Below are 26918 nucleotides of genomic sequence, written 5' to 3'. Positions count from 1 at the left end.
AATACCTTAATCTAATTTCAATCTCCTTTTCATTCGAGAAAGCGAGACTAATTCTCGGTTTCTCGAATGAAAAGGAGAATACGGCCAAACTGTATAAATAAACAGTTAACAAAAGAAATAAAAAAGAAAGTGAGAAAATCTGAATTTCAGTCACATATTAAAGAAAATATGTGGACTAAGCGGTACGCTAAAAAAACGATCGAGTCATACTTATATTGGATTAAAGCCTATATTATATTTATTGATAAACAGCACCCGAATAATTGTCACGATAGTGAAGTTGAACGCTTTTTGAACTACCTTTCAAATAGCCTTAATCTAGCACCTAAGTCTCAAGCTTTAGCATTAAATTCATTAAGTTATTTATATAAACATATTTTGGATAAGCCACTTAGCATAGAGCTGAACTTTAATAAATCGCGAGTACAGCCTAAACTGTCCATCGTACTCACACCTATAGAAATTAAAACGTTATTTCGCTTTGTTAACACAAAACATCTATCACTCTGTCAGTTAATGTATGGTAGCGGCCTACGACTGATGGAAACCGTAAGGCTTAGGGTTCAAGACATTGATTTTAATTACCATTCTGTTCAGGTTTGGAACGGTAAAAGGAGGAGCTATAGGATATTTTAGTAGCTGTTTGTAGCAATTAAAATAACGAATAACTCATTTCAAAGTAGCTTAATTATCCGATATTGAGTAAATGGCAGCAGCACACTTAAAAAAATAAAAGGCTTATTCCCCAAGTAGAGAAATAAGCCTTTATTTAGTTTATTTTACTATTATTCAGAGTTTGCTTCAGCACGCGCTTGATGCAGCTTTTTATAGCTTTCAATTAAACGCTGATGTTTGTCTAAGCCTTCAAGGTTCATACTGGTTTTCGTTAAACCATGGAACTTAACTTCACCTGTAATTGAACCAACAACATTTTCCATAACTCCCTTACCAAACATTCTATTGAAGCTTTCGATAAAATGTTCAAACTCCATGTCATCGTCTAACTCAACTTCAAGTACTGCCTGCATCGCTTGGTAGAACAAGCCACGTGCTACCGTATTATCGTTAAATTGTAAAAACTCAGCGACTAACTCATTGGCATCTTCTAATGCGCCTAAAGCTAAGTAAATTAGAATTTTTAATTCAAGAATTGTCAGTTGGCCCCAAACGGTGTTTTCATCAAATTCAATGCCAATTAAAGTTCTAATATCAATGTAGTTATCTAACTGGCTGTCTTCTAAGCGTGTTACTAAACTTTCTAAAGCATCGTCATCAAGAATATGTAAATTTAGAATGTCTGCACGGTAATTTAGTGCCTTATTGGTGTTGTCCCAAATTAAATCTTCTACAGGGTAAACTTCTGAATAATCAGGTACTAACATGCGACAAGCGGTAGCACCTAGCTCATCAAAAACAGCAACATAAACTTCTTTTCCTAAGCTTTCCATAATGGCGAACAAGGCAGTATTTTCTTCTTCACTGGTGCCAGAAAAGTCCCACTCAACAAACTCAAAGTCATGTTGTGAACTAAAGAAGCGCCAAGAAATTACACCTGTTGAATCAATAAAATGTTCAACAAAGTTTTCAGGCTCAGTAACCGCCATGCTATTAAACGTAGGACGAGGAACATCATTTAAGCCTTCAAAACTGCGGCCTTGTAACAATTCAGTTAAGCTGCGTTCTAGCGCTACTTCAAAACTTGGGTGTGCACCAAATGAAGCGAATACACCACCAGTTCTTGGGTTCATCAAAGTTACACACATGACAGGGAATTGACCGCCTAATGATGCGTCTTTAACAACTACAGGGAAGCCTTGCTCTTCCAACGCTTCAATACCGGCTAAAATGCTCGGGTATTTTTCTAACACGCTTTTCGGTACATCAGGCAGTACGATTTCTTGTTCGATAATTTGACGTTTAACCGCACGCTCAAATATTTCAGACAAACACTGCACTTGCGCTTCAGCTAAATTATTACCAGCACTCATGCCGTTACTTAAGAATAAGTTTTCAATGAGATTCGACGGAAAGTAAACCGTTTCACCGTCTGAATGGCGCGTATAAGGAATAGTACAAATACCGCGCTCAGCCATACCTGAGTTGGTATCAATTAAATGAGAGCCGCAAAGTTCATCGTCTGGATTATAAATATCTAAACAGTAGTCATCTAAAATACCTACTGGTAGCTCGTCATTTTCATTGAGCTTAAACCACTTTTCACTTGGGTAATGAACAAAATCGCTATTGGCAATTTCTTGTCCTAAAAATTGATCATTATAGAAAAAGTTACAATTTAAACGCTCAATAAACTCGCCTAATGCTGAACATAATGCGCTTTCTTTGGTTGCGCCTTTACCGTTGGTAAAACACATAGGTGACGCTGCATCACGAATATGCAGTGACCAAACATTTGGCACAATATTACGCCAAGAAGCTATTTCGATTTTCATACCAAGATCAGCCAAAAGCGCAGTCATGTTGGCAATGGTTTCTTCTAGTGGTAAATCTTTACCTAAAATAAAGGTGCTAGCGTCACTTTCGGTATGACCCATTAACATGGCTTGCGCGTCTTCTTCTAAGTTTTCAACAATATCAACTTTAAACTCAGGGCCCGTTTGCACCACCTTTTTCACGGTACAACGATCGATAGAACGCATAATGCCTAAACGGTCTTTTTCAGAAACGCTTTCTGGTAATTCAACTTGAATTTGAAAAATCTGGTTATAGCGATTTTCAGGATCAACAATATTATTTTGTGATAAGCGAATGTTTTCTGTCGGAATATCGCGAGAGTTACAATATACCTTAACAAAGTATGCGGCACACATAGCTGAAGAAGCTAGAAAGTAATCAAATGGGCCAGGAGCAGAGCCATCACCTTTATAGCGAATAGGTTGGTCGGCAACGACAGTAAAGTCGTCAAACTTAGCTTCAACTTTTAAGTTGTCGAGAAAATTAACTTTGATTTCCATTAACGGGGTCCACGTATAACTGCCACTACGGCAAAATAATTCAATGTTGCTAATTATCGTGTTTTTCGCACCAATAGTCTTGGATTAATTCAAGAAATAACCATTAAAATCAGAACAGCAAACTCATATCGAAAGCAGTATAGCTTTACAACCCTAAATAACCCGCCGTAAAGCCACCAACAAAACCAAACATGGTACTGGCGAAAAAGAAACCTAAAATAGCTGCAGCAAACGACTTAACATAAGCCAATGGCCTATGCGGCAGGTATATGCGCGCAATAACAATTGCTGGATATATAACTGATAGAGTTAATAAACCGATTTGGCAGTAAAGATTGTTGTATTGACCAAACGCGAGTAAAGCTATAGACAAAACCGTTAAATGGCCATTTAATAATAAATACACCACATAAAGCTCAAAGATATTATATTTTGCTTTTCTAAAAGCTAGTTTTGATGCTACAGCCATTAAAAACGCCGTAATAAAAAAGAAATACACTAAACTATTTTGCAAAATGCCTTTAACCGCATCAAAGTTCTCTGAGTAGAGTTCGCCCGACGTAAAGCTTTCCATGCTCGCTTCAACCATATTTACATTCAAAAATGACGCTAGCACCATAGAAAAAGTAACTAGCCAAAAAGCATACTTCGCAGGGTTGAAATAGTTAACACGTTTGCCATCAAGGTATTCTCGACAGGTCACCGCAGGCCTTAATGTTAAGCCGATAAACGTTTTTAATAACGGAGAACGCAGCTCTAAAGTACCGCGTTGAATGAGCAACAATAAATTTTTAAAGGTAATGCGCTGTGCTTTTTCCTGCCCGCAATGACCGCAAAAATCAGTGTTAAGTGTATGGCCGCAATTAAGGCATTCGGTTTGATTACTAAATTCCATTTAATTCAAAATTTCTCTATTTTTTTCAACACAATAATAACTAATACGCTTATTGTCAAAGTAACGTCATTGTTATTTATTTATCCCGAAGTAACTTTTTAGTAACCGCCCTATAAAACAAGGTATAAAGTATACAATAAAAAAGTTAAAGTTAACAAAACAATAAAAATCATAAGCTGGGCATTTTGAAAGTAGGTAAATTGATAAATTTAACGCCATTAATATTCGTTATCATCACTAGCTTTTTAGCCGCTTTTGGCTCGTTAGCAAATTCCCTAACAACAGTCTCAGCGTTTAAAGACATTAATAATAAGAACTTTCAAAACCTTATTGATCGTACGGGAGAACCACAACAACACAAAGATTATGATGGTTATAAAAACCAAAAGTTTAATCCGCTTTTTGACTTAGGTGCTTGGCACGGGTTTCTACTTCCGGCGAGCGAGCAAAGCCTAGGCGGCTTTACGGGGCCAATGGTAATTGCGCAAGAATACGGTTTATTTATTGCAAAAAATTTAGAACAATTAACGATAAAAAATCGACATAGTGCTCAAGAGTTTGGCTGGAAGAGTGCCCAACGAAAACTTTATTCTCAGCCGGGTGCATTAATACAACGTTATGAGTTCAAGAAACTTACTGTTGAGCTATCATTGCATTTCATTTCAAATCGTAGTGCAGTTATTCGCACAACGTTAATCAATAAATCAAATGACGAACTTAATTTAGCACTGCAGTGGTCGGGCAAATTATTGTCGCAGTGGGATGATAAAAAAAACGTCACGCAAGCTTTACCTAATTGGCAACGCCATATAAAAAGTACCGATAAAGGTATAAACATATTGTTTTCGAAACAGCGCTCTCCTTGGCATATATTAACCAGTAATTCTTCACAATATGATATTCGCCGATCTATTCCTACCAACACGCAAGTTATGCAAAAGAAACATCAATACCTAAGCAGCGCAAATATTGACATTCCAAGCCAAAAAATTAAAAAAATATACACAATACAAAGCTATTTCCATAATGATGCTGAAATAAAGCTTGCAGCAAGTGACCTTAGCAAAGCCATAGAAAACTCTGAGAATTTAGTCCAAGAAAGCCAAAGTCGTTGGCAAGGTTATCTGAATAATACCCTTAGTAAATCATCAAATAATGACCGGCCTTTATCGGTAAAAACACAGCGTCGAGAACGGGTTGCAGTCAAAGCATTAGAAACATTAATTGGTAATTGGCGAAGTGCTGCTGGCAGTTTATTGCATGACAGTATTACACCTTCGGTTACCGCGCGTTGGTTCAACGGCACATGGGCTTGGGACAGTTGGAAGCATGCAGTTGCAATGGCGGCAATAAATCCAAACTTAGCGAAAGATAATATTCGTGCAATGTTTGATTATCAAATAGCAACTGACGATCCTTTACGCCCACAAGATCATGGCATGGTTGTCGATGCCATTTTCTATAATAAAGACTCTGCTAGAGATGGCGATGGGGGTAATTGGAATGAAAGAAACACCAAACCACCTCTTGCCAGCTGGGCAGTATGGCAAGTTTATCAAGCAACAAATGACCGTGATTTTATTGCCGAAATGTACCCTAAGCTGAAAGCTTACCACCAATGGTGGTATCGCAACCGTGATCATAATAGAAATGGTTTGATTGAATATGGTGCCACTAAGCATAGGTACCATAATGATGATAAGGGCAATATACGCTTTAGTGTGCAGTACAAAGTAGCAAACCAAATGCTTGGCAATGGTTTACAAAAAGTATTAAGTAAATGTCAGTTGGCAGAAGACAACTGGCAACATTGTAGTGGCACAAGAAACTATGAAACCGTGTTAGCTGATGGCCAATATCACGCAATTGATATTGGCGCTCAACATGGCAGTGCTTGGGAGTCTGGCATGGACAATGCTGCCCGCTTTGGTTTTATCACTGCTGAACAATTACAAAATTATGCCAATATTACCTATGCAGGAAACTTACAAAAAGCTCGTATTGACTGGCAAGTGCGTTTTTTTGAAAATAGATCAACAACCAATGAATTGCTCGGTTTTTCAATTAACCAAGAGTCAGTAGAACTAAATACCTACCTTGCTCAAGAAAAGTCATTGCTTAGCCAAATGGCAAACCTATTAAACATGCCTAAGCAAGCTCAGCAATTCAAACTCGCTTCAAAGCAGCTATCAAAACGAATTAATCACTGCTTTTATGATGAGGAATCGGGGTTTTATTATGATAGAGCCATTGCCGTAACTATGCCGATAAACAAAAATGTTAACCTAGATTCTTGCTCTGGCAACTTACTAACATATCGAGGGCGTGGCCCTGAAGGTTGGAGCCCGCTTTGGGCCGGTATTGCTGATAAAGGCAAAGCAGAGCAAGTTAAAAATACCATGCTTGATGAAAGAGAATTTAATAGCACTATTCCGTTAGGCACCGCCGCCAAATCAAATCCAGCTTATGATGCGAATATATATTGGCGCGGTCGAGTTTGGTTAGACCAACATTACTTTGGCATCATTGCTTTAAAAAATTATGGATATGATAAACAAGCCGAGCAACTCAGCAATAAGCTTTATTTAAATGCAGAAGGTTTAATAGAAAGTAGTACTATTAGTGAAAACTACAACCCTGAAACGGGAGCTATGCAAGGCGCAACAAACTTTAGCTGGAGCGCAGCGCATTTATTAATGCTTTATAAAAACTTATAGCGAAAAACATCAGAGCGATTCATTACCTCAATATATTATTAAAATGAATTCGCTCACTACAAGGTTTCCTTTGAAATAATTAATGTTCTTTTACCATAGAACTGGGCATTTTTACCGCAATAACGGTACCTTTTGCGCAAATAATATCGCCTGCATAAACGGTAATTTCAACAACGACTTTTTTTTCTTTAACTTCACTAAAAACACCAATTAATTCAAGTTCCCTTCCCATAGGAGTTGGTGCTAAATAACTAATGTTTAACGCTGCGGTAACAAAACGCAGCGCAGGCTCGGTGCCCATTGGTCTTTGAGCTTGACGATATGCCATTGCTGCCGCACTACCAGTACCATGACAATCAATAAGTGATGCAATTAAGCCTCCATAAACAAAGCCAGGAATGGCAATATGGCAGTGTTTTGGCGTAAAATGAGCAATGGTATTTTCAGCAATTTGCTCACTAATTTGACCATTTTCAGTATGCCAATAGCTTTTTAATTGATGGCCGTCACTATTGTTTTTACCACAGCCGTAGCAATGACTAAGTTCATCAGGGTAACAATCTTGAAAAGCAATCTTATTCATGAATAATTCCTTATCTATGATCCATTTTTTACAACTGGCCATTATGGGAGTGTTCTAGGTAATAGTTCTTTGATCATCAATAACTTTTCCATCGTCTTTTAAGCTGCCAATATTAACAAGCTCAACACTGCCATTAAGTTTAGTAAACTGCTTTAAGTTTGCCGTTAGTGCAGTGATCAATAGCTCTTTTTCACGAATGGGGCTATTTTCATCAAACTCACACTGCAAGTGCATTTTATCTTGATGATTTTGTTGCGTAACAATTAAACGAGCTTTATCAACGGCTTCGACACTTAACCGTACTCGCTCTATTTGCTCAGGGTGAACAAACATACCTTTTATTTTTGTAGTTTGATCAGCACGCCCTAACCAGCCTTGAATACGTATATTAGTTCTACCGCAAGCGCTTGCGCCAAACTTTACCGCTGACAAGTCCCCCGTAGCAAAACGAATCAATGGGTAATCACGATTAAAGCTTGTTACTACCACCTCCCCGACTTCACCATCAGTAACAGGCTCTAAGCTGCCGGGGCGAACAATTTCTACAATGAGATCTTCAGCGATAATTAAGCCGTCATCTGCAATACTTTCATAAGCGATTAAGCCGATATCTGCCGTTGCATAAGCTTGTAAAACTTCGACACCCGCATTTGTAAATTCTGCTCGTAATGCTTTTGGCAATGCTTCACCTGTTACTAGCGCTTTTTTGATACTGCTAATATCACGGTTTTGTGCTTGCGCTTTATTAAGTAAAATGCTCAGAAAAGATGGCGTGCCGCAATAGCCTTGTGGTTTTAAATCACTTATAAGTTCAAGTTGTTGCTCTGTTTGCCCTGGGCCCGCTGGAATAACGACACAACCACAAGCACGCGCACCAGAATCAAGAATAAAGCCGCCGGGGGTTAAATGATACGACAAACAGTTTTGTACCAAATCATCCGCTCTAAAGCCTGCAGCATAAAAAGCTTGTCCCATACGCCACCAATCTTGCTGGCAATTCTCTAGCTCATAAATTGGCCCAGGCGATTGAAAAATTCGACTTACATTACCACTTTGAGTATTTATCCCCGCTAGCGGTGGCCTTAACTTTTGTAAGCGCAGTAAGTCTGACTTTCGCGTTATGGGTAGTTTTGCTAATTGCGCTCGAGAGTCAACATTGTCTGCATTAATATCAGCTAATAACGCTTGATAATAACTAGACTGCTGCTTGGCAAGTGAAACAAACTTCGGCAAACGTGAAAACAAAGTTTGTTCACGAACATCTGCCGATATATTTTCTTTTTGATGATAAAAATCAGTCATAATGGCTCAACAATGTTACAAAAATATGGTTTAAAATAGTTTTAACGACGACGATTAGATAGTGCTGTATTACAACCAACGCTTACGACGTTTATAAGACTTCAAGCCCTTAAAGCTTTTTCGTTCTTCATTGCCACCACCTAAATAAAACTCTTTAACGTCTTCATTACTCATCAATTGTTCCTGGGTACCATCTAAAACAATTTTCCCTGACTCCATTATGTAACCATAATTAGCCGCCCTTAATGCATAGTTAGCATTTTGCTCAACCAGCAGCATGGTGATCCCTTGGTCGACATTAATTTTTTTAATTATGCCAAACACTTCCTTTACCAGTAATGGTGATAAGCCCATTGACGGTTCATCAAGACAAATCATTTTGGGGCGTGCCATTAATGCACGGCCAATGGCTAACATTTGTTGTTCACCACCTGACAAATATCCCGCGAGTCCTGTACGTTCTTTTAAACGAGGAAAATAGTGATATACCATTTCTATATCTTGATTTATTTGTGAATCTTTACGAGTAAAAGCCCCCAACTTAAGGTTTTCTAGTGAGGTCATATCTTCGACAATACGACGCCCTTCCATAACCTGAAATAAGCCGCTTCGCACTACATCTTCAGCATTTTTACTGTCGATACGCTCGCCCATAAAAGTAATATCACCTTTGGTAACCTCACCATTCTCAGTTTTCAACAATCCTGATATAGCTTTTAAGGTGGTCGATTTTCCAGCTCCATTAGGTCCAAGAAGTGTAACCACATCACCTTCAGGAACGTCTAAGCTAACGCCTCGAAGTACTTGTATAACTTCATCGTATACGACTTCGATATTGTTCACTGTTAATATTGGTGATGCTGGTTGTAGTTTTGTAGCCGCTTGTGACATACATACTCCGTAATAATTTTACTGATGAATTCATGCTGTTAAATTCATGCTGTTAAATTCATGCTGTTAAATTCATGCTAATTAAGTTCATATTGAGAAGTAGTTGTTGAGCAAAGTTATTATTTTCCTCAACAACATAATATTCCTGAAAAATAAAACTAATAACCTAACCAGTCATCACGACGGTCAAGGGTTACTTGCGAAACTTTTTCTACCGCAATATCGCCACCGTTATAGTTACCTTTGTAAATATTCACTTGGTTAATGCCACGATGATCTTCATTGCTCCAGTTTGCCGCTAAACAAACACCTTCAAGACCTTCCGGTACCCAATTATTACGGGCATACATACCTTTTTTGATATTTTCACCGGTAATACCACCGTTGTCTTTTGCCCATTCCATTGCTTCTTTCATGAAGAAAGTTGAACAAACACCGCGAATATAATGATGAACACGTTGCTCTTTTCCTGACTTGTCTGACTGCTTAGATATTTCGCGCACCAGTTTCATCCCTGGTACTTGATCTGTCCAAAACGGTGTCATGGTAGGGAATACATAGTCTTTAATCCCCTCACCTGCAGCGCTGAATATTTTCTTATCACCACCCCAAATATTCGACATAAACTGAATGTCAGTGCCGACGGTGTTACATGACTTCACTAGTGATAACACTGAACCACCTAAGTTACCGATATAGCCATAATTTGAACCTGAACTTTTCAAACTTAAACATTGTGCTTTAAAGTCACCGGGTTTCATGGAAATAACCACAGGTGGCTGAACATCAAAGCCAAGTTCAGTCGCATATTCAGCACAAGCCGCTTTAGGTGCATTTGGAAAAGGATGATTAGCACCAATATGGGTAAATTTAGGCTTACCTTTATTGCCTTTATCCTGCCAGTCTTTTGCTGCCCACTGCACTAAACCTCGGCACGAATCTGAATAAGACGCACCGTAAAAGAAATTGTAAGGCGCAGGTTTTTTAGTATGGGGATTTTTACCTGTGGGGTCGGTTAAATGTCCTGAGTATGAAGCTGAAAATACTGGCGTTTTATCGCGAGCGACAAAGGATATTAATGCTTCTGTATCTGCTGTTCCCCACCCCTGCATTGCGACCATTTTTTTGCGTGAATGCCACTTTTTATACGACGCTATCGCTTGTGGTACTTTGTAGGCATAGTCAATTGTTTCATACTCTAGTTTTGTGCCATTAATGCCGCCATTGGCATTAATGTAAGCTAAAGAGTCTCGAACTCCATCAGCGTAATTTTTACCCACAAATGCAGTTGGGCCTGACATGTCGGCCAAATGGCCAACAAATACAGAATCTTCTGCGATTACTTGGCTGCTCATCCCCAAAGCACAGCATACGAATAGAGAACTTAATTTTGCTTTATGTTGCATGACTATTTCCTTCTTCTTTTAAATGGCTATATTGCCAATGACTTGTTGTATTAATTTTTTTGCTAATTATTATTTTGATACATATTGTTTCGTTACTTGACTAATATGAAAACGGGTAGAACTTCCAATAGTTTTTAATTTGCCCCCAACGATGCGCCATCCCTTCAGGTTCAAAAATAAGGAATAAAATAATCACTAAGCCTATCGCCATTTCTTTTATATAAGCTAAGCCGTCAACTACCATAGGAATGTTGCCCCACTCGGTCATTTTCATTAGGCCAACGCCACCTTCGAGTGCTTCAGGCAAAAACACCATAAACACCACGCCCATCAAGGTGCCTTTAATTGATCCCAAGCCGCCGATAATGATCATGGCGAGAAACTGAATTGACATGAAAAGTGTGAATCCTTCAGCTGAGACGTAACCCAAGTAATGAGCATATAAAGCACCACCAATACCGGCATAAAATGATGAAACACCAAACGATAGCAAACGATACTTGTTTAGTTTAATGCCCATAATTTCAGCGGAAAGGTAATGATCACGTACAGCGATAAACGCACGGCCTTCACGGCTACGCATTAAGTTGCAGCCCCAAATATACATAAATACGAGGGCAAACAAGGCTATGTAAAAAAAGCTTTCGTCGGTATCAAAAGCAAAACCAAATAAGTTAATAGGATCTGCTGACGATCCCGCTGAACCACCTGAAAACCAATCTGCTCTAGCAAAAAAATCTTCTAAAATAAATTGCGCCGCCAGTGTCGCAATGGCTAAGTACAACCCTTTGATACGCGATGCGGGTAAACCAAACACCATACCGACACCCATGGTTAAAAATCCTGCCAGCGGAATACAAAACACGACAGGAATCCCAAAAGATATGTTCATCCATGCCGATGCAAACGCACCAAAACCAAAAAATGCCCCATGCCCTAGCGATATTTGTCCGGTATAACCGACTAAGATATTTAAACCTAAGGCTGCTATACCTAAATATGATATTTGGATAAATAAAGTCAGGTAATATGCGTCAACCAAATATGGTGCGCTACATAGCAAGGCAATAGTAATAATGGCTATATTCTTAATTGTCTTGGTTTCAAAAATAGTGTTATCTTGCTTATAGCTAGTACGAAAATCACCGCACGGACGCATCGTTAAACTCGACATAATAAACTCCTAAAAACTTGTATTTTTCGCTATAAATCTGCGCTATCAAATACTAGATAGCGCTTGTGATAATGAATTTGGCGAAAGTGCTAAATGCGTTCGATATCTTTAGTGCCAAATAAACCGTAGGGCTTAAACCAAAGAATGATCAGTAAGACGTAAAATGGTGCAATATCGTACATGTTACCGATATGCAAATATTGGCTATCGAAGAACTCAGCAACATTTTCAAGCACCCCAATAATCAAGCCACCAACAATCGCACCTACAATGGAGTCTAATCCTCCTAAAATGACGGCAGGAAAAACTTTTATACCCATCATTGATAGCGAATTTGAAACGCCACTAACCATAGCGATAACCACACCAGCTGTTGCTGAAACTGTTGCAGCAATGCCCCAACTCATAGCAAAAACTTGTTTTACTGAAATACCCAAGCTTTGCGCTATTTGCTGGTCAAAAGCGGTAGCACGCATGGCTAAACCGTATTTCGAATGTTTGAAGAATAGATAAAATGCCACCATAATAATCAGTGCAATTACAGTACTCATTAAGTAAGCAACTTCGATATTTAAACCTAGTATTTGAATGCTTTCGGTTTCGAACACTTTCGGAAAACTTTGCGCTGAAACGCCAAATATCCACTTCATCAATGCTTGAAAAAATATCGATAAGCCAATAGTCACCATGATGACTGAGATAATAGGCTCGCCAATCATTGGGCGTAGAACAATCATTTGCAGCAAAATGCCAAACACTGCCATAAAGACCATAGTCAGTAGAAACCCGACAATAAAGGGCAGCTCTAAGTAAATCAGTAGTGCCCAACAAATCCAGGCACCTATTAATAAGAATTCACCTTGGGCAAAGTTAACTATTTGTGTTGATTTATAAACCAAGACAAAACACATCCCCACAACGCCGTAAAGCAAACCAACAATTAAGCCGTTGACGATCAACTGAGTTAGTAATTCAAAGTTCATGATACTCTCCGTTCAATATTCTGTTGCTCAATAATGCCAATGCTCGGTGGTGTACCAGGCAGTAGCGTCTTAACATTAAGCTGAGTTTGAATTCGCGTTTTTGTGCCATCTTGAAAAACCACTGTTGTGTCAATATCAACAACATCTTTGTCGTCATAGATTGCAGAGATAATGTCACCGTACTTTTCAGCAATAACACCACGACGAACCTTACGGGTGCGGGTTAGCTCACCATCATCGGCATCAAGCTCTTTATAAAGTAATAAGAATTTATGAATTTTTTGTGCCTCAGGAAGTGACTCATTTACCCGTGATATTTCTTCACTAAGCTTTTGATAAACCTCAGGCAAGGTAGATAGGTTGGTATAGTTAGTAAATGAATAGCCATTTTGTTCAGCCCATTTCGCCACAATACTAAAGCGAATGCAGATAATGGCTGACAAGTAAGGTTTATCTTTACCTAGAATGACCGCTTCACCGATAAATGAAGAGAACTTCAATTTGTTCTCAATGTATTGCGGCGAGTACTGCGCACCATTACTAGTACAAGCAAGATCCTTGATTCTATCAATCACCACTAAGTGACCCGAAGGTTTAAAGTAACCGGCGTCACCGGTTTGCATCCAACCATCAACAACATCTTCGTCATAGGCTTGTTGATTATTCAAATAGCCAGTAAACATACCGACGGTTTTCGAGATGATTTCGCCAACGCCAGCTTCGTCAGTATTAATCACTTTCACTTGCGCATTATCAAAAGCGACACCAACACTGTCGTAATCAACATCATCTTCTTGATGAATGGTATAAGCGCCACACATTTCAGTTTGGCCATAAAGTTGACGTAAAGGCACACCAATCGTTTGAAAGAATTTAAAGGTATCTGGCCCCATTGCTGCACCACCTGTTGCCGCCGATTTTAGAAATGAAAAACCTAAGCGATCACGTAGTGCTTTCATCAGCAGTACATCAGCCAACCAAGACTTTTTACCTTGTGCTTGACTCGTTTCTGCCAGCTTCATTGCATAGTTAAAAAGTTTTCTTTTTAATGGTGTCGAATCCATCATTCTGGCCTGTACATCAGCCAGAATACCTTCCCAGACTCTTGGTGCTAATAAGACAAAACTTGGTCCTATTTCACGTAGGTCTGACATTAAGGTTTCTTGCTCTTCAACAAAGTTAACTATTTGGCGGGCAATCAGCGCTTGCCCTACGGCATAAACCTGCTCCATGATCCACGGCAATGGCAAAACAGAAACATAATTATCACCAGCATTACGAGGATCCGCTCGAAGGTATGAACTGCAATGCTTAACAAAATTGCCGCCATTAAGTAGTGCAATTTTTGGTTTAGATGTAGTGCCTGAGGTTGTACAGTAAATAGAGATATCATCAGGCGTGGTGGCAGAAAGTAGCTGTTGATATTGCTTGGGATTGGCCTTTTCAATTTCTTGGCCTAGCTTATAAAGTACGTTAACATCAACCAAGCGCGCATCACTATATTTACGCATACCTCTAGGGTCGCAATAAACAATGAACTTCACTTGTGGAATATCATCACCAAGTTCTAGTAGCTTATCGCATTGCTCTTCATTTTCAGCGATAACCACCGTAGCGCCGCTACTATCAAGCAAGTACACCACTTCTTCGTGCATAGAGTCTTGGTAAATTCCTATGGAATAACAGCGCATTGCGTGGGCTGCAACTTCTCCCCACACCCACTCAGGACGGTTATCACCCAATAAAGCAATCGCATCACCTTGGCTTACGCCCATATCTAATAGCGCTAGCGATAACCACTTCACTCGGTCGTTATAATCTGTCCAAGTAAATTCATTCCAAATGCCAAACTCTTTTTCTCGCATGGCAACATCATTAGGCCAATGTTCTGCATTGTGCTGCAAAATTTTGGGAAAAGTATCTAACTCGCCCATTTCAAAGTCGTTCTGGTGTTGATTAATTGATGACATTAGCTCACCTCCTCCAATTTCACATCAGCTTCTTCTTCAAGCCCTAAATAAGCACGTTTGACATAAGGATCTGCCATCACTTCTTCAGGCAAGCCAGAAATAAGCTTTTTGCCGAAATCAAGCACCATCACTTCATGAGAGATGTCCATCACTACGCCCATATCGTGCTCAATCATCACCACGGTAATGCCGAACTCTTCATTTAGGTCGAGTATGTATCTAGCCATGTCCTCTTTTTCTTCAAGGTTCATGCCTGCCATAGGTTCATCAAGTAAAATGAGTTTAGGGTTTAAGGCCATTGCACGCGCTAATTCAACACGCTTACGTAAACCGTATGACAAGGTGCCTGCAATTGATTTTCGAATATGGGAAATTTCTAGAAAGTCGATAACCTCTTCAACTTTTCTTCGATGGGCTAGTTCTTCCTTTTGCGCGCCAGATGCCCAATATAAAGGCCCAGTTAACCAGTTATTCTTTAATAAATGGTGTCTGCCAACCATAATGTTATCTAATACTGACATATGGGCAAACAATGCTAAGTTTTGAAATGTGCGCCCCATACCAAGGTCAGCACGATCATTTGGGCGTAAATGAGTAACATCTTTACCATCAAAAATTATTTTTCCGCTATTAGGGCGGTAACGGCCTGAAATACAATTAAGCATCGAGGTTTTTCCTGCGCCGTTTGGGCCGATAATAGAAAAAACGGAACCTTGCTTAACTGAAAAGCTGACATCGGTTAACGCTTTAACGCCACCAAAAGCCAGTGATATTTGCTCAATATTGAGTATCGACGCAGTCATACTCAACCTCCTAAATTAAAATGGAAAAAATCTGAAAATTGAAACTTAGAAAAAAAAGAGGGGACAAGCCCCTCTCAAAACGTAACAACGATTGGGAAAGTTACGAAAGCTTCAAACATTAAAAGGTAAAAGATTTACAGCATGTATCGCATGGTTGCTTGCACGTAGTTAGAGTCTTTATCTAATTCGTCCATTGAAAAGTTACCCACTTCAATACCTACTGCTAACTCTTTTGTGAGATCTTGAAAGACGTTAACGCCCCATTGCGTGCGTTTACGGTCAGATACATCGCCCTCAACTCTTCCGTACAGCACAGTTGAGCGTAATGTCTCGTTCCAAAAATGGCGATAAGATACCAATACCGAGGTTAAATCTTCTGCTTCTTCACCGTAAAGATCTTTAACAGCACCAACACCGACATAACGGCCTAATTCACCTTTATGAATTTGAAAGCGAATATCATCCTTACCACTAGTTTTAATACGTCCGGCAACCGAAGCACCGAACGCAGATTCACTATTGCCAAGCTTGGTATTTAATTGACGGGCAAGGCCAGAGACAGAAACACTCCCCCAATCGCCTTTAAAATTATAACGAGCAATCACATCAGGTACGTTGTCATTAGACGTGTCTCCACCCCAACTTTCAGGGTTTTCCAGTGCAACTTGAAAGTTACCAAGGTTATAACGAATTTGTCCTTGACGAATAAATACCAAACCCGTTGTTGCACCCGCAAAGTCAGCAGATTCTGGAATGGCACTAGTATTCATAAAGGTTGACCAGGTTTGACCAACAGTTAAGTCTTTATATTTTACAAAAGCATGGCGAATACGAGGATGTGCTGAGTTGGAAACAACTTCATTCCCCCCCCCTCCCCAAAAGTCCATTTCGATAAAGCCAGTTACATCCCCATGAACATACTTAGTATTAAAACGTGTTTCATTAGCATAAATCTTAAATTGTGAAGCACTATCGGAGAGCGCTGTACCATCACCAATCCAAAAGTCTCGGTAAGCCACGTCACCATCAACATAGCGAGCATCAACTTTTATGTAGCCACCAAAAGTTAATTTATCGTTATCAGTTAAGTTTATTTCGTAGCCAGCAAACGCTGAAGTAGTCGCTGCCATTAACGAAGATGCAAAAAGTACTTTTTTATAATTTGAATTGAACATCTAGCTATTTCCCTGTGTATTTTGTTTGATCAATACTAGGGCAGTCGAAAAAATCAACAATTGGCAATAAGACTTAGCACCATACGCTTAGTCCTTTAGTCCAAGAGCTTGTAATTAGACTTGTCGAGGAAAATGGCTAGCGTTAAGATGGTGAAAAATATAAAGAAACGTGACTATCCCAAGCCACTCGGGTATAAGTCACGAATCAAAAGAAGAGAGATATGTTTTCAAATTGGTTATTAGTCTGTGTCAGTATTGGCTATATCGGCTTACTATTTCTGATTGCTTATTTAGGCGGTAAATATCGTCATAAACTGCTAGAAAAACAAAATGCTATTATCTACGCACTTTCTTTGGGCGTTTACTGTACCTCTTGGGGTTTTTTAGGCACATCAGCACAAGCCGCACATAATTCTTTTACTTATATATCAGTATATTTAGCCCCAATTTTATTGTTTGTTTTTGCTTGGCCCTTTATTCAGCGAGTTATAAAAACTAGCTTACAGTTAAAAATAACCTCAATTGCAGACCTACTCTCTTCACGCTTTGGTAAGTCACAAAGTTTAGCCTTAATTGTTACGTTAGTAGCTTTGATAGGCACTCTGCCTTATATTGCTTTGCAGCTTAAAGCTATTGTTTACTCATACAAAATACTTCAACAAAATCAAGACTTCCCTATTTGGCAATTAGGCTTAATTGTCAGTGGTATCCTAGCTGGCTTTACCATTATTTTCGGTATTAGAACCATTGATGTTACTGAGCGTCATCCTGGCGTAATGATAGCAATTGCCTTTGAATCGGTGGTGAAACTTATCGCATTCCTTCTCGTCGGTATTTTTGTTTCCTTTGTCATTTATGACTCACCAATAGATATTTGGCAGCAGTCCCAAAATCAATTCACTATTGCGCAACAATTTGAAAGTGAAAGTTTAATCGGGATGCTCGGCTTGCTAATTATCGTGATGTCGGCATTTTTGTGTTTACCACGTCAATTTCAAGTGATGTTCGTTGAGATAAAAGAGCAAAAAACCAGTAATTTGGCTCGATGGTTACTACCACTTTATATTTTAGTATTCGCCTTTTTTGCTGGCCCTATTGGCCTTGCGGGCACCCTAAATTATGGCCAGTCATTAGAGGCTGATGCTTATGTATTATTTCTTCCTGCTTATAATGGTCAGGTTTGGCTTTCACTTTTCGCCTTTCTTGGTGCAGTTTCAGCCGCCAGTTCTATGGTGATTGTTTCAACCATCGCGTTAAGTACCATGCTCAGTAATGAAATTGTTTTTCCACTAATGTTTAAGCTTGCCCCGAGAAAAAATCATGATTTTTTGCACTTTCAATCTCGACTATTACTGATTCGTAAAGGCTTAGTTATCGCTGTTATTACACTCAGTTATGGTATGTTACTGTTATCTCCGCCCGATACATTAGCATCATTAGGTGAAGTTGCTTTTGGGGCTATTGCGCAAATAGGTCCCGCTTTAATTGCCGCATTTTTTTGGCGACAGGCGACTCAAAAAGGCGTGCTGTGGGGTATAAGTAGTGGGTTTTCTATTTGGACATTATGCAACTTACTACCGCAACTCGGCTTCTATCAACACCCTTTAGCCGGCACAGGCTGGCCTGAAACAACGTTGGTAACACTCTTTGGTCTTTGTATTAATGTACTGGTGTTGTATATCGTTTCTTCACTGACGCGGAAAAACATTCGTGAAGAAATGCAAAGCAAATTCTTCTATGCTGAGGTCAAGCAACCACTGTCTCATCTACCGAAACAGCCAAAAATCGATTTTCGGGAGTTAGAATACTTGGTTGCACGTTTTATTGGCCAAGAGAAATCAACAGATTGTTTCGCCGAATTTAATAAAAAACATAAAAATAGAAAACACAAAACCTACAATGAAGCCCTGCTGCTTCATGCAGAAAGCACACTTGCCAGAGTCATGGGTTCAGCATCAGCAAGGTTAGTTATCTCTTTTGCTTTAGGTGGTAGGGATATTGCGTTTGATCAAGTCGCAAAAATTGTAGAAGACAATTCAACTCAACAACTTGAATTTAGTCGCTCTGTACTGCAAGGAGCCATAGAGAACACCAGTGAAGGTATTTCGGTTATTGATGGGAATTTGAACTTAGTGGCTTGGAATAAGCAATATTTAGATATTTTTAATTACCCAAAGGATTTCATCTATATCGGTTGCCCAATAAGCCAACTTATTCGCTACAATCTTGGGAATCAAAAACGTTATATCCATGATGTTGAAGCACAAGTTCAAAAACGCTTAAAGTATATTCGAGCGGGAAGTAAGCATAAATCAGAACGCCCTCTACCAAATGGTAAAATTATCCATATCGAAGGAAACCCAATACCCGGTGGCGGCTTTGTGATGATTTTTTCTGATATTACCGAATTTCGTCGCGCAGAAAGTCACTTAAAAGAAGAAAACACTGATTTGGAAAGTCGTGTACTTGCCCGTACCCAAGAACTAGAACAAGCGAACTTAGAGCTAGAAAAAGCCAACCAAGAACTCGCTAATGCACAGCTTAAAGCTGAACAAGCACATTTAAAAAAGAGCCAGTACTTACGAGCTTGTAGCCATGATTTGTTGCAACCTCTTTCCGCAGCCCGTTTATTTTCTTCTGCGGTAAATTTAAGCTCAAAAGTTTCTCAGCAAGAACGGGTGCAGATAAAACAAATCGATAACTCACTGGAATTAGCCAATAACTTACTACTAGATTTAAATGAAATTGCCCGTATCGAAAGTGGAAATATCAGTCCTGATATTTCTGTTATTCCAGTACAGAAATTATTTTCAATATTACAGTCAGAATTTTCTGCGCTAACTAAAGACTATCATATTGATTTTCATTGCTACTCGAGCAAACTCTACATCAAGAGTGATTTAACCTTATTGTTAAGGATTGTACAAAACTTTCTCAGTAACGCCTTTCGTTATGCTAATCACGGAAAAGTTTTACTCGGTTGTCGTCGCAAGGGCCCAAATTTATGCATTCAAGTGCTTGATAATGGTCCAGGTATTCCAGAAGATAAACAACAACAAGTTTTTGAGCAATTTACCCAGCTATCAACAAAACTTGTGGGCCCAAAAGGATTGGGCCTAGGCTTAAATATCGCACAAAGTTTAGCTAATATTCTTCAGCATGATCTGGGACTTACATCAAAATCAGGCCATGGTTGCCTATTTAGTGTTGAAGTTCCTATTGCCAATACACCTCAGCAAGAACAAGTTAAGCGAGTACGAGCAAGTGCAAGCTTGCAAGGTGTTGGCGTGCTATGTATTGATAACGAAGTCGAGGTTATTTCAGGGATGAATGCATTATTATCCGCTTGGAAATGCCGTGTTTTTACCGCAATTGATGCCAAACAAGCCTTAGAAATTTATCAAGAACATGAAGAAGATATTGATATTCTATTGGTGGATTACCAATTAGTAGACGAAAAGCACGAACAACCTGAACTTAGCTCGCCATATCAGCTTGCTCAACGTAACAACTTTTCCTCTAAAAATGAAATGCCCTTCAATGGTATTGAACTGATCAATTACATACGAGAAAAAAGCCACTATCCATTGCCTGCCATATTGATCACAGCAACAACGGATGAATCGGTACAAGTGCAAGCACAACAAGCTGATATTGGTTATTTAAGGAAAATAATTAAGCCTTTGGCATTACGTGCATTAATGAGTTCATTACTGACTAAGCAATTGGAACAAAATTATATTCCAGATAGTTTTCATTGATAGTAATTTCAGTGAATCCAGCGTGTTGACTAAGAGGTAAATGAAGCATTGGCCATTTTACGCTCATTTAGCATAATAACAGCTTGAGTACGGCTTTTAACGCCTAACTTTAAGAATATCGTACTCGCATGACTTTTAATCGTTGATTCTGACAGTGATAGCTCATAGGCAATTTGTTTATTGAGTAAACCTTCAGCAAACATCAGTAATATTTTATGTTGCTGTGGGGTTAATGAGGCTAATTTATCTTCCTGCTCTAGGACTTGCTCTTCAGGGTTAAATTCACCATCAGGTACCCATAATTTTCCTTGAATAACATCATTGATAGCTTTGATCATTTCAGGCACTGGTGTTGATTTTGGAATAAAACCAGCCGCACCTAAACTCATGGCTTTTCGAATAGTATCTGTTTCTTCGAAACCTGAAATAATAACAACACCAATTTCAGGATATAAATTTCGGATACTGTGTAAGGTATTAAACCCCTCTGCCCCAGGAATATCGAGATCTAATAAGATCAAATCAATATCAGTTATTGTTGCTAACTTATCTTCCAACTGAGGGATTGTTTCAGCTTCAAGTAAATGGGAACAAACAAAGCTAGACTTCAGCATTAACGATAACGCTTGCCTAAATAGTGGGTGATCATCAGCAATGATGATTTTAGTATTTGATGTCATTTTATTTTATAACCTAATATTTAGATTAATGATCTTTTAATATTAACCAAGTAAATAAACGCAAATTAATTGGTTTTAATCCATTAACGTAACAATTTTTTAGCAAACGTCAACGACAATTGTTGCTAACTAGACTAAAGGACTAAGCCAATGACATTAGATTGTATAAATAGTGATAATTCGAAAATTTGTCAGTGCTGATCAGCTATTAATAAACTTACCAGATAATGTTAAACCACTTCGATTATGTAACACACTATGACACTGCGCAAGAATAGATAAAGCAATAGATTCAGGTAACTCACCGCCGATATCAAAACCAACAGGGCCATTCACAACACGGGCTAACCAAGCTCTATCAGCAATGCCACTTAGAGTATCAACATTACTTCGCCTTTCAAGCGGGCCAAGTAAACCAATATACTTAGCTTGATTAGTCGAATGCAATAACTTCAACCAAGCAGCATCTAAAGTTAAGTTATGTGTCATTAATACTGCCGCATCAAGCTGTTGAAATATTTTAACTTGCTCACTATTCTCTGATTTAAAAAAGTCATCTGGGTGAGTCCTAAAAATATCAACTGCCTGCCTAAAAACACTGTTACGCGCATAGCTTGAACGATGATCTACAACGGTTACACGCCAGCCGAGCTGAGCGGCCATTGACACCAAAGGAATAACATCTGAGCCACCACCAAAAACCCATAAATTAAATGGCGCGAAAATCTTGGTCAGTGATAACTCATATTTATCAGTAACGGCATTGCTATGAGGCTTACCTAGGGCGATTGCTTGGGTTTTATTTTCGCAATGAAACTCGCCACTTTGTTGGTGAGTACTGACTAAAAGCTGACCTTTGTTATCGAGCATAGCTAAACTATTTAGTTGTGTTCGAACTTCATTTTCGGCTTGATAAGTGTGCTGTAAATAACTTGTCACGCCACTTTTCATACGCTGAAATAGCAGTTCTAACAATGATTTATGCTCAGCTGTTAAATACTGTAATAACACTCCTATTTTACCTTTGCAGCCTACACCCAACTCAGCGGCATAATCACCTTCTTCACGCATATCATATTCAACATAATATGCTTGTTTTCTATCGAATACTTTCTTGGCATGAAGGATAATATTCGCCTCTAAGCAGCCCCCACTGACTAAACCAAATGACTGGCCAATGCTGTTGATAAGCATAATAGCGCCAGGCGATCGGTAGCTAGAGCCCTCTTTATTCACAATAGTTGCCATTACCCAATCAAGTTCATCACCTTGGGTAAAGTAATAATCGAGTAATGAAAAATGAGAATGGTTATTTAGCAATGAAAAATCTCTTTTTAGTGGCCAGCAATAGAAGCTGTGCATTTAATTCATCATAACAAGTTCAAGACAGTTTCGCAGCGCGAAAAGCGCACTAACCAATACCTGTATACCCAAACTACTTGGGTATACAGGTATTGCTAGTAAAAAGATGCTACAAAAAAGCCACTTTACAGTGGCTTATTAATTAAGTGTTAAACGAGGTGAGCCTTATTTAACAGTTTCTTTCGCTGCTTCTTCAACTTCTGCAGCAGGTTTGCTTTTTGCTAATAATGCTTCACGTAAACGCGTATCAATTTCTTGTGCTATTTCAGGGTTTTCTTTCAAGTATTTAGCTGCATTTGCCTTACCTTGACCAATTTTATCACCTTTGTAGCTATACCACGCGCCTGCTTTCTCAACCATTTCATTTTTAACGCCAAGGTCTACTAACTCACCTAAGTTATTTATACCTTCTCCGTATAAAATTTGGAATTCAGCTTGTTTAAATGGCGGAGCAATTTTATTTTTAACGACTTTTACGCGCGTTTCATTACCAACAATTTCATCACCGTTTTTAACAGCGCCGATACGACGAATATCTAAACGTACTGAAGCGTAAAATTTTAATGCATTACCACCGGTTGTTGTTTCTGGCGAGCCAAACATCACACCAATTTTCATACGAATTTGGTTAATGAAAATCATCATGGTGTTTGATTTTTTCAAGTTACCGGTTAATTTACGCATAGCTTGCGATAACATACGAGCTTGTAAACCCATGTGTGAGTCACCCATGTCGCCTTCGATTTCAGCTTTTGGTGTCAGTGCTGCAACAGAATCAACAACAATGACGTCAATTGCGCCAGAGCGAGTTAGCATGTCACAAATTTCTAATGCTTGTTCACCAGTATCTGGTTGAGAAACTAAAAGGTCATTAATGTTTACGCCAAGCTTTTCAGCGTAAATTGGGTCAAGTGCATGCTCGGCATCAACGAAAGCACAAACCTTACCGTTACGTTGTGCTTCAGCAATAACTTCAAGCGTTAAGGTGGTTTTACCGCTTGATTCAGGACCATAAATTTCAACAACACGGCCAAGAGGTAAACCACCTGCACCTAAGGCGATATCTAATCCTAATGAACCCGTAGAAATTGTTTCTACATCCATTGTGTTATTGTCACCTAACTTCATGATTGAACCTTTACCGAATTGACGTTCGATTTGGCTTAAGGCAGCTGATAATGCTTTTTCTTTGTTATCGTTCATTTGTTGCTCCACGATGGTTTAGGTGGTTAATTCGTTTTGATGAAGCAAAGTATACTGTATAGTCGTACAGTATCAAGGTTTTTATCAATTTATTTTATTTTATTATTAAAACAAAACAAACGATACTTATTACTAATTGATAAACAACAACTTTATCTACATTAGTAACTTTTAATAATTTCACCTTTAAAAGTTACTAATACAGTTTCTTGCTGTTATACAGGTGTTTTTATTTATCTGCCTCAGTACTAATTATTATAAAAAATAGAAAGATCTAAATACGTGGCTTATGGCATAATCTACTTACTTAATACCAAATCTCAAATAAAGAGCCTTGGTATAACATATTAATAAATTTACGAGTTGCAGCACTTCAATGACAACAATAACAGCAGACCTTTCAAGCCACACACCTATGATGCGTCAATATCTGACCATTAAAGCAGAATTCCCTCATATTTTAATTTTTTATCGTATGGGAGATTTCTATGAATTATTTTTCGATGATGCGAAAAAAGCATCTGATTTATTAGATATTTCATTAACTGCACGTGGTAAAACCGGTGGTAACGCGATCCCAATGGCCGGAGTTCCTTATCATGCTGTTGAAGGCTACTTAGCTAAACTTGTAAAGCTTGGAGAGTCTGTTGCTATCTGTGAACAAATTGGTGACCCTGCTACCAGCAAAGGCCCAGTAGAGCGAAAAGTTGTTCGTGTGGTAACCCCAGGCACTGTTAGTGATGAAGCATTATTGACTGACCGACAAGATAATTTAATTGTTGCTGTGCATCAAACACCACAGGGCTTTGGTCTTGCCTATTTGGATATGACCAGTGGCCGCTTTGTTTTAATTGAGCCTAATACCGAAGAGCAAGTACAAGCGGAGCTACAGCGTTTAGCGCCAGCCGAATTGTTATATCCAGAATCATTAGCAGCTACCAGCATTATTGCTGGACGTAAAGGTTTGCGCCGACGCCCTGATTGGGAGTTTGATTTAGAAACCAGCAAAACGCTACTCAATAAGCAATTTGGCACCAAGTCATTATCAGGTTTTGATGTTGATAATAAACCATTGGGTATTGCGGCAGCGGGTTGTTTATTCCAGTACGTCAAAGACAGTCAACGTACCGCTTTACCACATATCAGAGCTATTATCGCAGAAAGTGCTGCCAGTGCTGTTATTCTTGATGCCGCAACTAGACGCAATTTAGAGCTTACTCAAAACCTCCAAGGTGGCAATGAAAATACTTTAGCTGCCATTCTTGATAAAGCCGCTACGCCAATGGGCTCTAGGTTACTTAAGCGTTGGTTACATTTTCCATTACGCGATCTAACTATCCTTAATAACCGACAAAATGCTATTGAAGAATTGCTACAGCAAGATCTTACTTTTGAACTTAATGGCAACTTAAAGCAGTTTGGCGATATCGAGCGTATTGTTTCTCGTGTTGCTTTGCGATCAGCTCGCCCTAGAGACTTTGCCCGTTTACGTAATGCACTTGTTTTGTTACCTGAGCTACAAATATTAATGCAGAGCAGTTCACAAGTTCATTTGAACTCGCTCGTTTCTCAGTGTCAGCCTTTGCCTGAAGTTCAAACATTATTAGAGAGTGCCATTGTTGATAATCCACCCGTGCTTATTCGTGATGGTGGTGTAATTGCCCCTGGTTATCATGCTGAATTAGATGTACTGAGAGATTTAAGTGACGGTGCCACTGAGTTTTTAGCACAACTTGAAGAACGAGAAAAAGCCCGTACTGGCATTCAATCGCTCAAAGTTGGCTACAACAAAGTGCACGGTTTCTACATTGAAATGAGCCGTACATCAGCAATGGATGTACCGGATGATTATATTCGCCGCCAAACATTAAAAAACAATGAGCGCTTTATTACCAATGAGCTAAAGCAGCATGAAGAAAAGGTATTATCAGCGCAAAGTAAGTTCCTCGCTCTTGAAAAGCGCTTATACGAAGAGCTATTTGATAAAGTATTACCTGAGTTAGAAAATCTACAATTGCTTGCGCAGTCATTATCAGAAATTGACGTATTAAACACCTTTGCTGAACGGGCTGAAACATTAAATTATGTCAAGCCAAAGCTGCAAGAAGAGAGCGGTATTAATATTGAAGCGGGTCGTCACGCCGTTGTTGAGCAAATGACTGTCGATCCTTTTATCGCCAATCCTGTTGTGCTGACTGACAACCGTAAAATGCTAATCATTACTGGTCCAAACATGGGCGGTAAATCAACTTACATGCGCCAAACAGCATTAATCGTTTTACTTGCTCATATCGGTTGCTACGTGCCTGCAGGTGCTGCAGATATAGGAATGGTTGATAGAATATTTACCCGTATCGGCGCTTCGGATGATTTAGCTAGTGGTCGCTCAACCTTTATGGTAGAAATGACCGAAACTGCCAATATTTTACACAATGCCACCAACAAAAGCTTAGTGTTACTTGATGAAATTGGTCGTGGCACTAGCACCTACGACGGTTTATCACTCGCTTGGGCATGTGCAGAAATGCTAGCCATAAAAACTAAAGCTTTTACCTTATTCGCCAGCCACTATTTTGAATTAACACTCTTGGCTGAACAAATCGATAGTTTAGCAAATGTTCACCTTGATGCGGTTGAACATGGCGATAGCATTGTCTTTATGCATGCAGTACAAGAAGGTGCAGCAAGCAAAAGTTTTGGTTTACAAGTTGCACAACTTGCAGGTGTGCCAAAGCCTGTTATTCAACGGGCAAAACAACGTTTGTCAGAGCTTGAAAAAATGGAAGCACCTTCAATTATGAATGATGTTCCACAAGCGTTTGAGCAATTATCGTTAATGGATACTAGTCACCCTGTCGTTGATACATTAAGCGCTACAGATATAAATGACTTGAGTCCTAAAATGGCTCTGGATTTATTATATAAATTGAAAGAACTAGTTTGATTACTATAAGATAATTTCTATAGAGTATAAATACGGGAGACTAAAAAACCAGCATCAGCTGATTTTTTAGTTAGCTACCGATTGTATTTAAAAACTT

The 26918-nt window shown here is 39.0% G+C and carries 18 protein-coding genes; 4 read left to right on the top strand and 14 right to left on the bottom strand.

The genetic code is table 11. The annotated features are described in order from the left end of the window. The first annotated feature begins 66 nt into the window (after nt 1-66). Nucleotides 67-636: a phage integrase N-terminal SAM-like domain-containing protein gene (locus B7C41_RS12470; protein ID WP_085299231.1), complete on the top strand. Its 570-nt coding sequence runs from the start codon at nt 67-69 to the stop codon at nt 634-636. Nucleotides 637-785: 149 nt separating this feature from the next. Here B7C41_RS12470 and B7C41_RS12465 read toward each other — a convergent pair whose 3' ends face one another. Next, the gene (locus B7C41_RS12465; protein WP_085299230.1) at nt 786-2972 is read right to left on the bottom strand and encodes an OsmC domain/YcaO domain-containing protein; all 2187 of its coding nucleotides are present in this window, start codon (nt 2970-2972) and stop codon (nt 786-788) included. A gap of 145 nt (nt 2973-3117) precedes the next feature. Then, complete coding sequence (locus B7C41_RS12460) at nt 3118-3867, bottom strand: DUF3667 domain-containing protein (RefSeq protein WP_085299229.1); 750 nt, start codon at nt 3865-3867, stop codon at nt 3118-3120. A gap of 185 nt (nt 3868-4052) precedes the next feature. Here B7C41_RS12460 and ygjK point away from each other — a divergent pair, with 185 nt between their 5' ends. Then, nucleotides 4053-6584 carry an alpha-glucosidase gene (gene ygjK / locus B7C41_RS12455; RefSeq protein WP_211279518.1) on the top strand — a complete coding sequence of 844 codons (2532 nt, stop codon included), beginning with the start codon at nt 4053-4055 and terminating at the stop codon, nt 6582-6584. A 79-nt stretch (nt 6585-6663) separates the two neighbouring features. Here the strand turns inward: ygjK and B7C41_RS12450 are convergent, their stop codons facing one another. From B7C41_RS12450 to B7C41_RS12410, 9 genes are all read right to left on the bottom strand, one after another. After that, on the bottom strand, nt 6664-7167 hold the full coding sequence (locus B7C41_RS12450) for a PaaI family thioesterase (RefSeq protein ID WP_085299228.1): 504 nt from the start codon (nt 7165-7167) through the stop codon (nt 6664-6666). Between the two features lie 54 nt (nt 7168-7221). After that, complete coding sequence (locus tag B7C41_RS12445) at nt 7222-8469, bottom strand: phenylacetate--CoA ligase family protein (RefSeq protein ID WP_085299227.1); 1248 nt, start codon at nt 8467-8469, stop codon at nt 7222-7224. A 69-nt stretch (nt 8470-8538) separates the two neighbouring features. After that, nucleotides 8539-9360 (bottom strand): ABC transporter ATP-binding protein, encoded by an 822-nt coding sequence (locus B7C41_RS12440; RefSeq protein WP_085299226.1) that lies wholly within the window; start codon nt 9358-9360, stop codon nt 8539-8541. A 158-nt stretch (nt 9361-9518) separates the two neighbouring features. Beyond that, entirely contained in the window at nt 9519-10766 is a 1248-nt protein-coding gene (locus B7C41_RS12435; protein WP_085299225.1) for an ABC transporter substrate-binding protein, read from the bottom strand. A 100-nt stretch (nt 10767-10866) separates the two neighbouring features. Then, on the bottom strand, nt 10867-11940 hold the full coding sequence (locus tag B7C41_RS12430) for a branched-chain amino acid ABC transporter permease (protein WP_085299224.1): 1074 nt from the start codon (nt 11938-11940) through the stop codon (nt 10867-10869). Between the two features lie 89 nt (nt 11941-12029). Beyond that, nucleotides 12030-12923, bottom strand: coding sequence for a branched-chain amino acid ABC transporter permease (locus tag B7C41_RS12425; RefSeq protein WP_085299223.1), 894 nt, complete (start codon nt 12921-12923; stop codon nt 12030-12032). Next, nucleotides 12920-14893: a long-chain fatty acid--CoA ligase gene (locus B7C41_RS12420; protein ID WP_085299222.1), complete on the bottom strand. Its 1974-nt coding sequence runs from the start codon at nt 14891-14893 to the stop codon at nt 12920-12922. The genes B7C41_RS12425 and B7C41_RS12420 overlap by 4 nt, the downstream gene beginning before the upstream one ends. Then, entirely contained in the window at nt 14893-15696 is an 804-nt protein-coding gene (locus B7C41_RS12415) for an ABC transporter ATP-binding protein (RefSeq protein WP_085299221.1), read from the bottom strand. Before B7C41_RS12415 ends, B7C41_RS12420 begins: the two co-directional genes overlap by 1 nt. Nucleotides 15697-15830: 134 nt before the next feature. Continuing rightward, entirely contained in the window at nt 15831-16871 is a 1041-nt protein-coding gene (locus B7C41_RS12410; protein ID WP_085299220.1) for a DcaP family trimeric outer membrane transporter, read from the bottom strand. A 221-nt stretch (nt 16872-17092) separates the two neighbouring features. On the opposite strand from B7C41_RS12410, the gene B7C41_RS12405 reads away from it, so the two are divergent. After that, nucleotides 17093-20632, top strand: coding sequence for a hybrid sensor histidine kinase/response regulator (locus B7C41_RS12405; protein WP_085299219.1), 3540 nt, complete (start codon nt 17093-17095; stop codon nt 20630-20632). Between the two features lie 29 nt (nt 20633-20661). On the opposite strand, the gene B7C41_RS12400 is transcribed toward B7C41_RS12405, so the two are convergent. The 3 genes from B7C41_RS12400 to recA form a co-directional block, all read right to left on the bottom strand. Continuing rightward, nucleotides 20662-21312: a response regulator transcription factor gene (locus B7C41_RS12400; protein ID WP_085299218.1), complete on the bottom strand. Its 651-nt coding sequence runs from the start codon at nt 21310-21312 to the stop codon at nt 20662-20664. Nucleotides 21313-21513: 201 nt separating this feature from the next. Then, nucleotides 21514-22632, bottom strand: coding sequence for an XdhC family protein (locus B7C41_RS12395; protein WP_158089129.1), 1119 nt, complete (start codon nt 22630-22632; stop codon nt 21514-21516). A 207-nt stretch (nt 22633-22839) separates the two neighbouring features. After that, nucleotides 22840-23877 carry a recombinase RecA gene (recA, locus tag B7C41_RS12390; RefSeq protein WP_085299216.1) on the bottom strand — a complete coding sequence of 346 codons (1038 nt, stop codon included), beginning with the start codon at nt 23875-23877 and terminating at the stop codon, nt 22840-22842. A gap of 346 nt (nt 23878-24223) precedes the next feature. On the opposite strand from recA, the gene mutS reads away from it, so the two are divergent. Next, nucleotides 24224-26821, top strand: a complete 2598-nt coding sequence (gene mutS, locus B7C41_RS12385) for a DNA mismatch repair protein MutS (RefSeq protein ID WP_407919561.1) — start codon at nt 24224-24226, stop codon at nt 26819-26821. Nucleotides 26822-26918: the final 97 nt, after the last annotated feature.

It is taken from the genome of Cognaticolwellia mytili (assembly GCF_002104475.1).
In the GTDB taxonomy this organism is placed as follows: Bacteria; Pseudomonadota; Gammaproteobacteria; order Enterobacterales; family Alteromonadaceae; genus Cognaticolwellia; species Cognaticolwellia mytili.
Note: the sequence above shows the minus strand (reverse complement) of the source record. Positions and strands in the feature narration are given on the sequence as shown.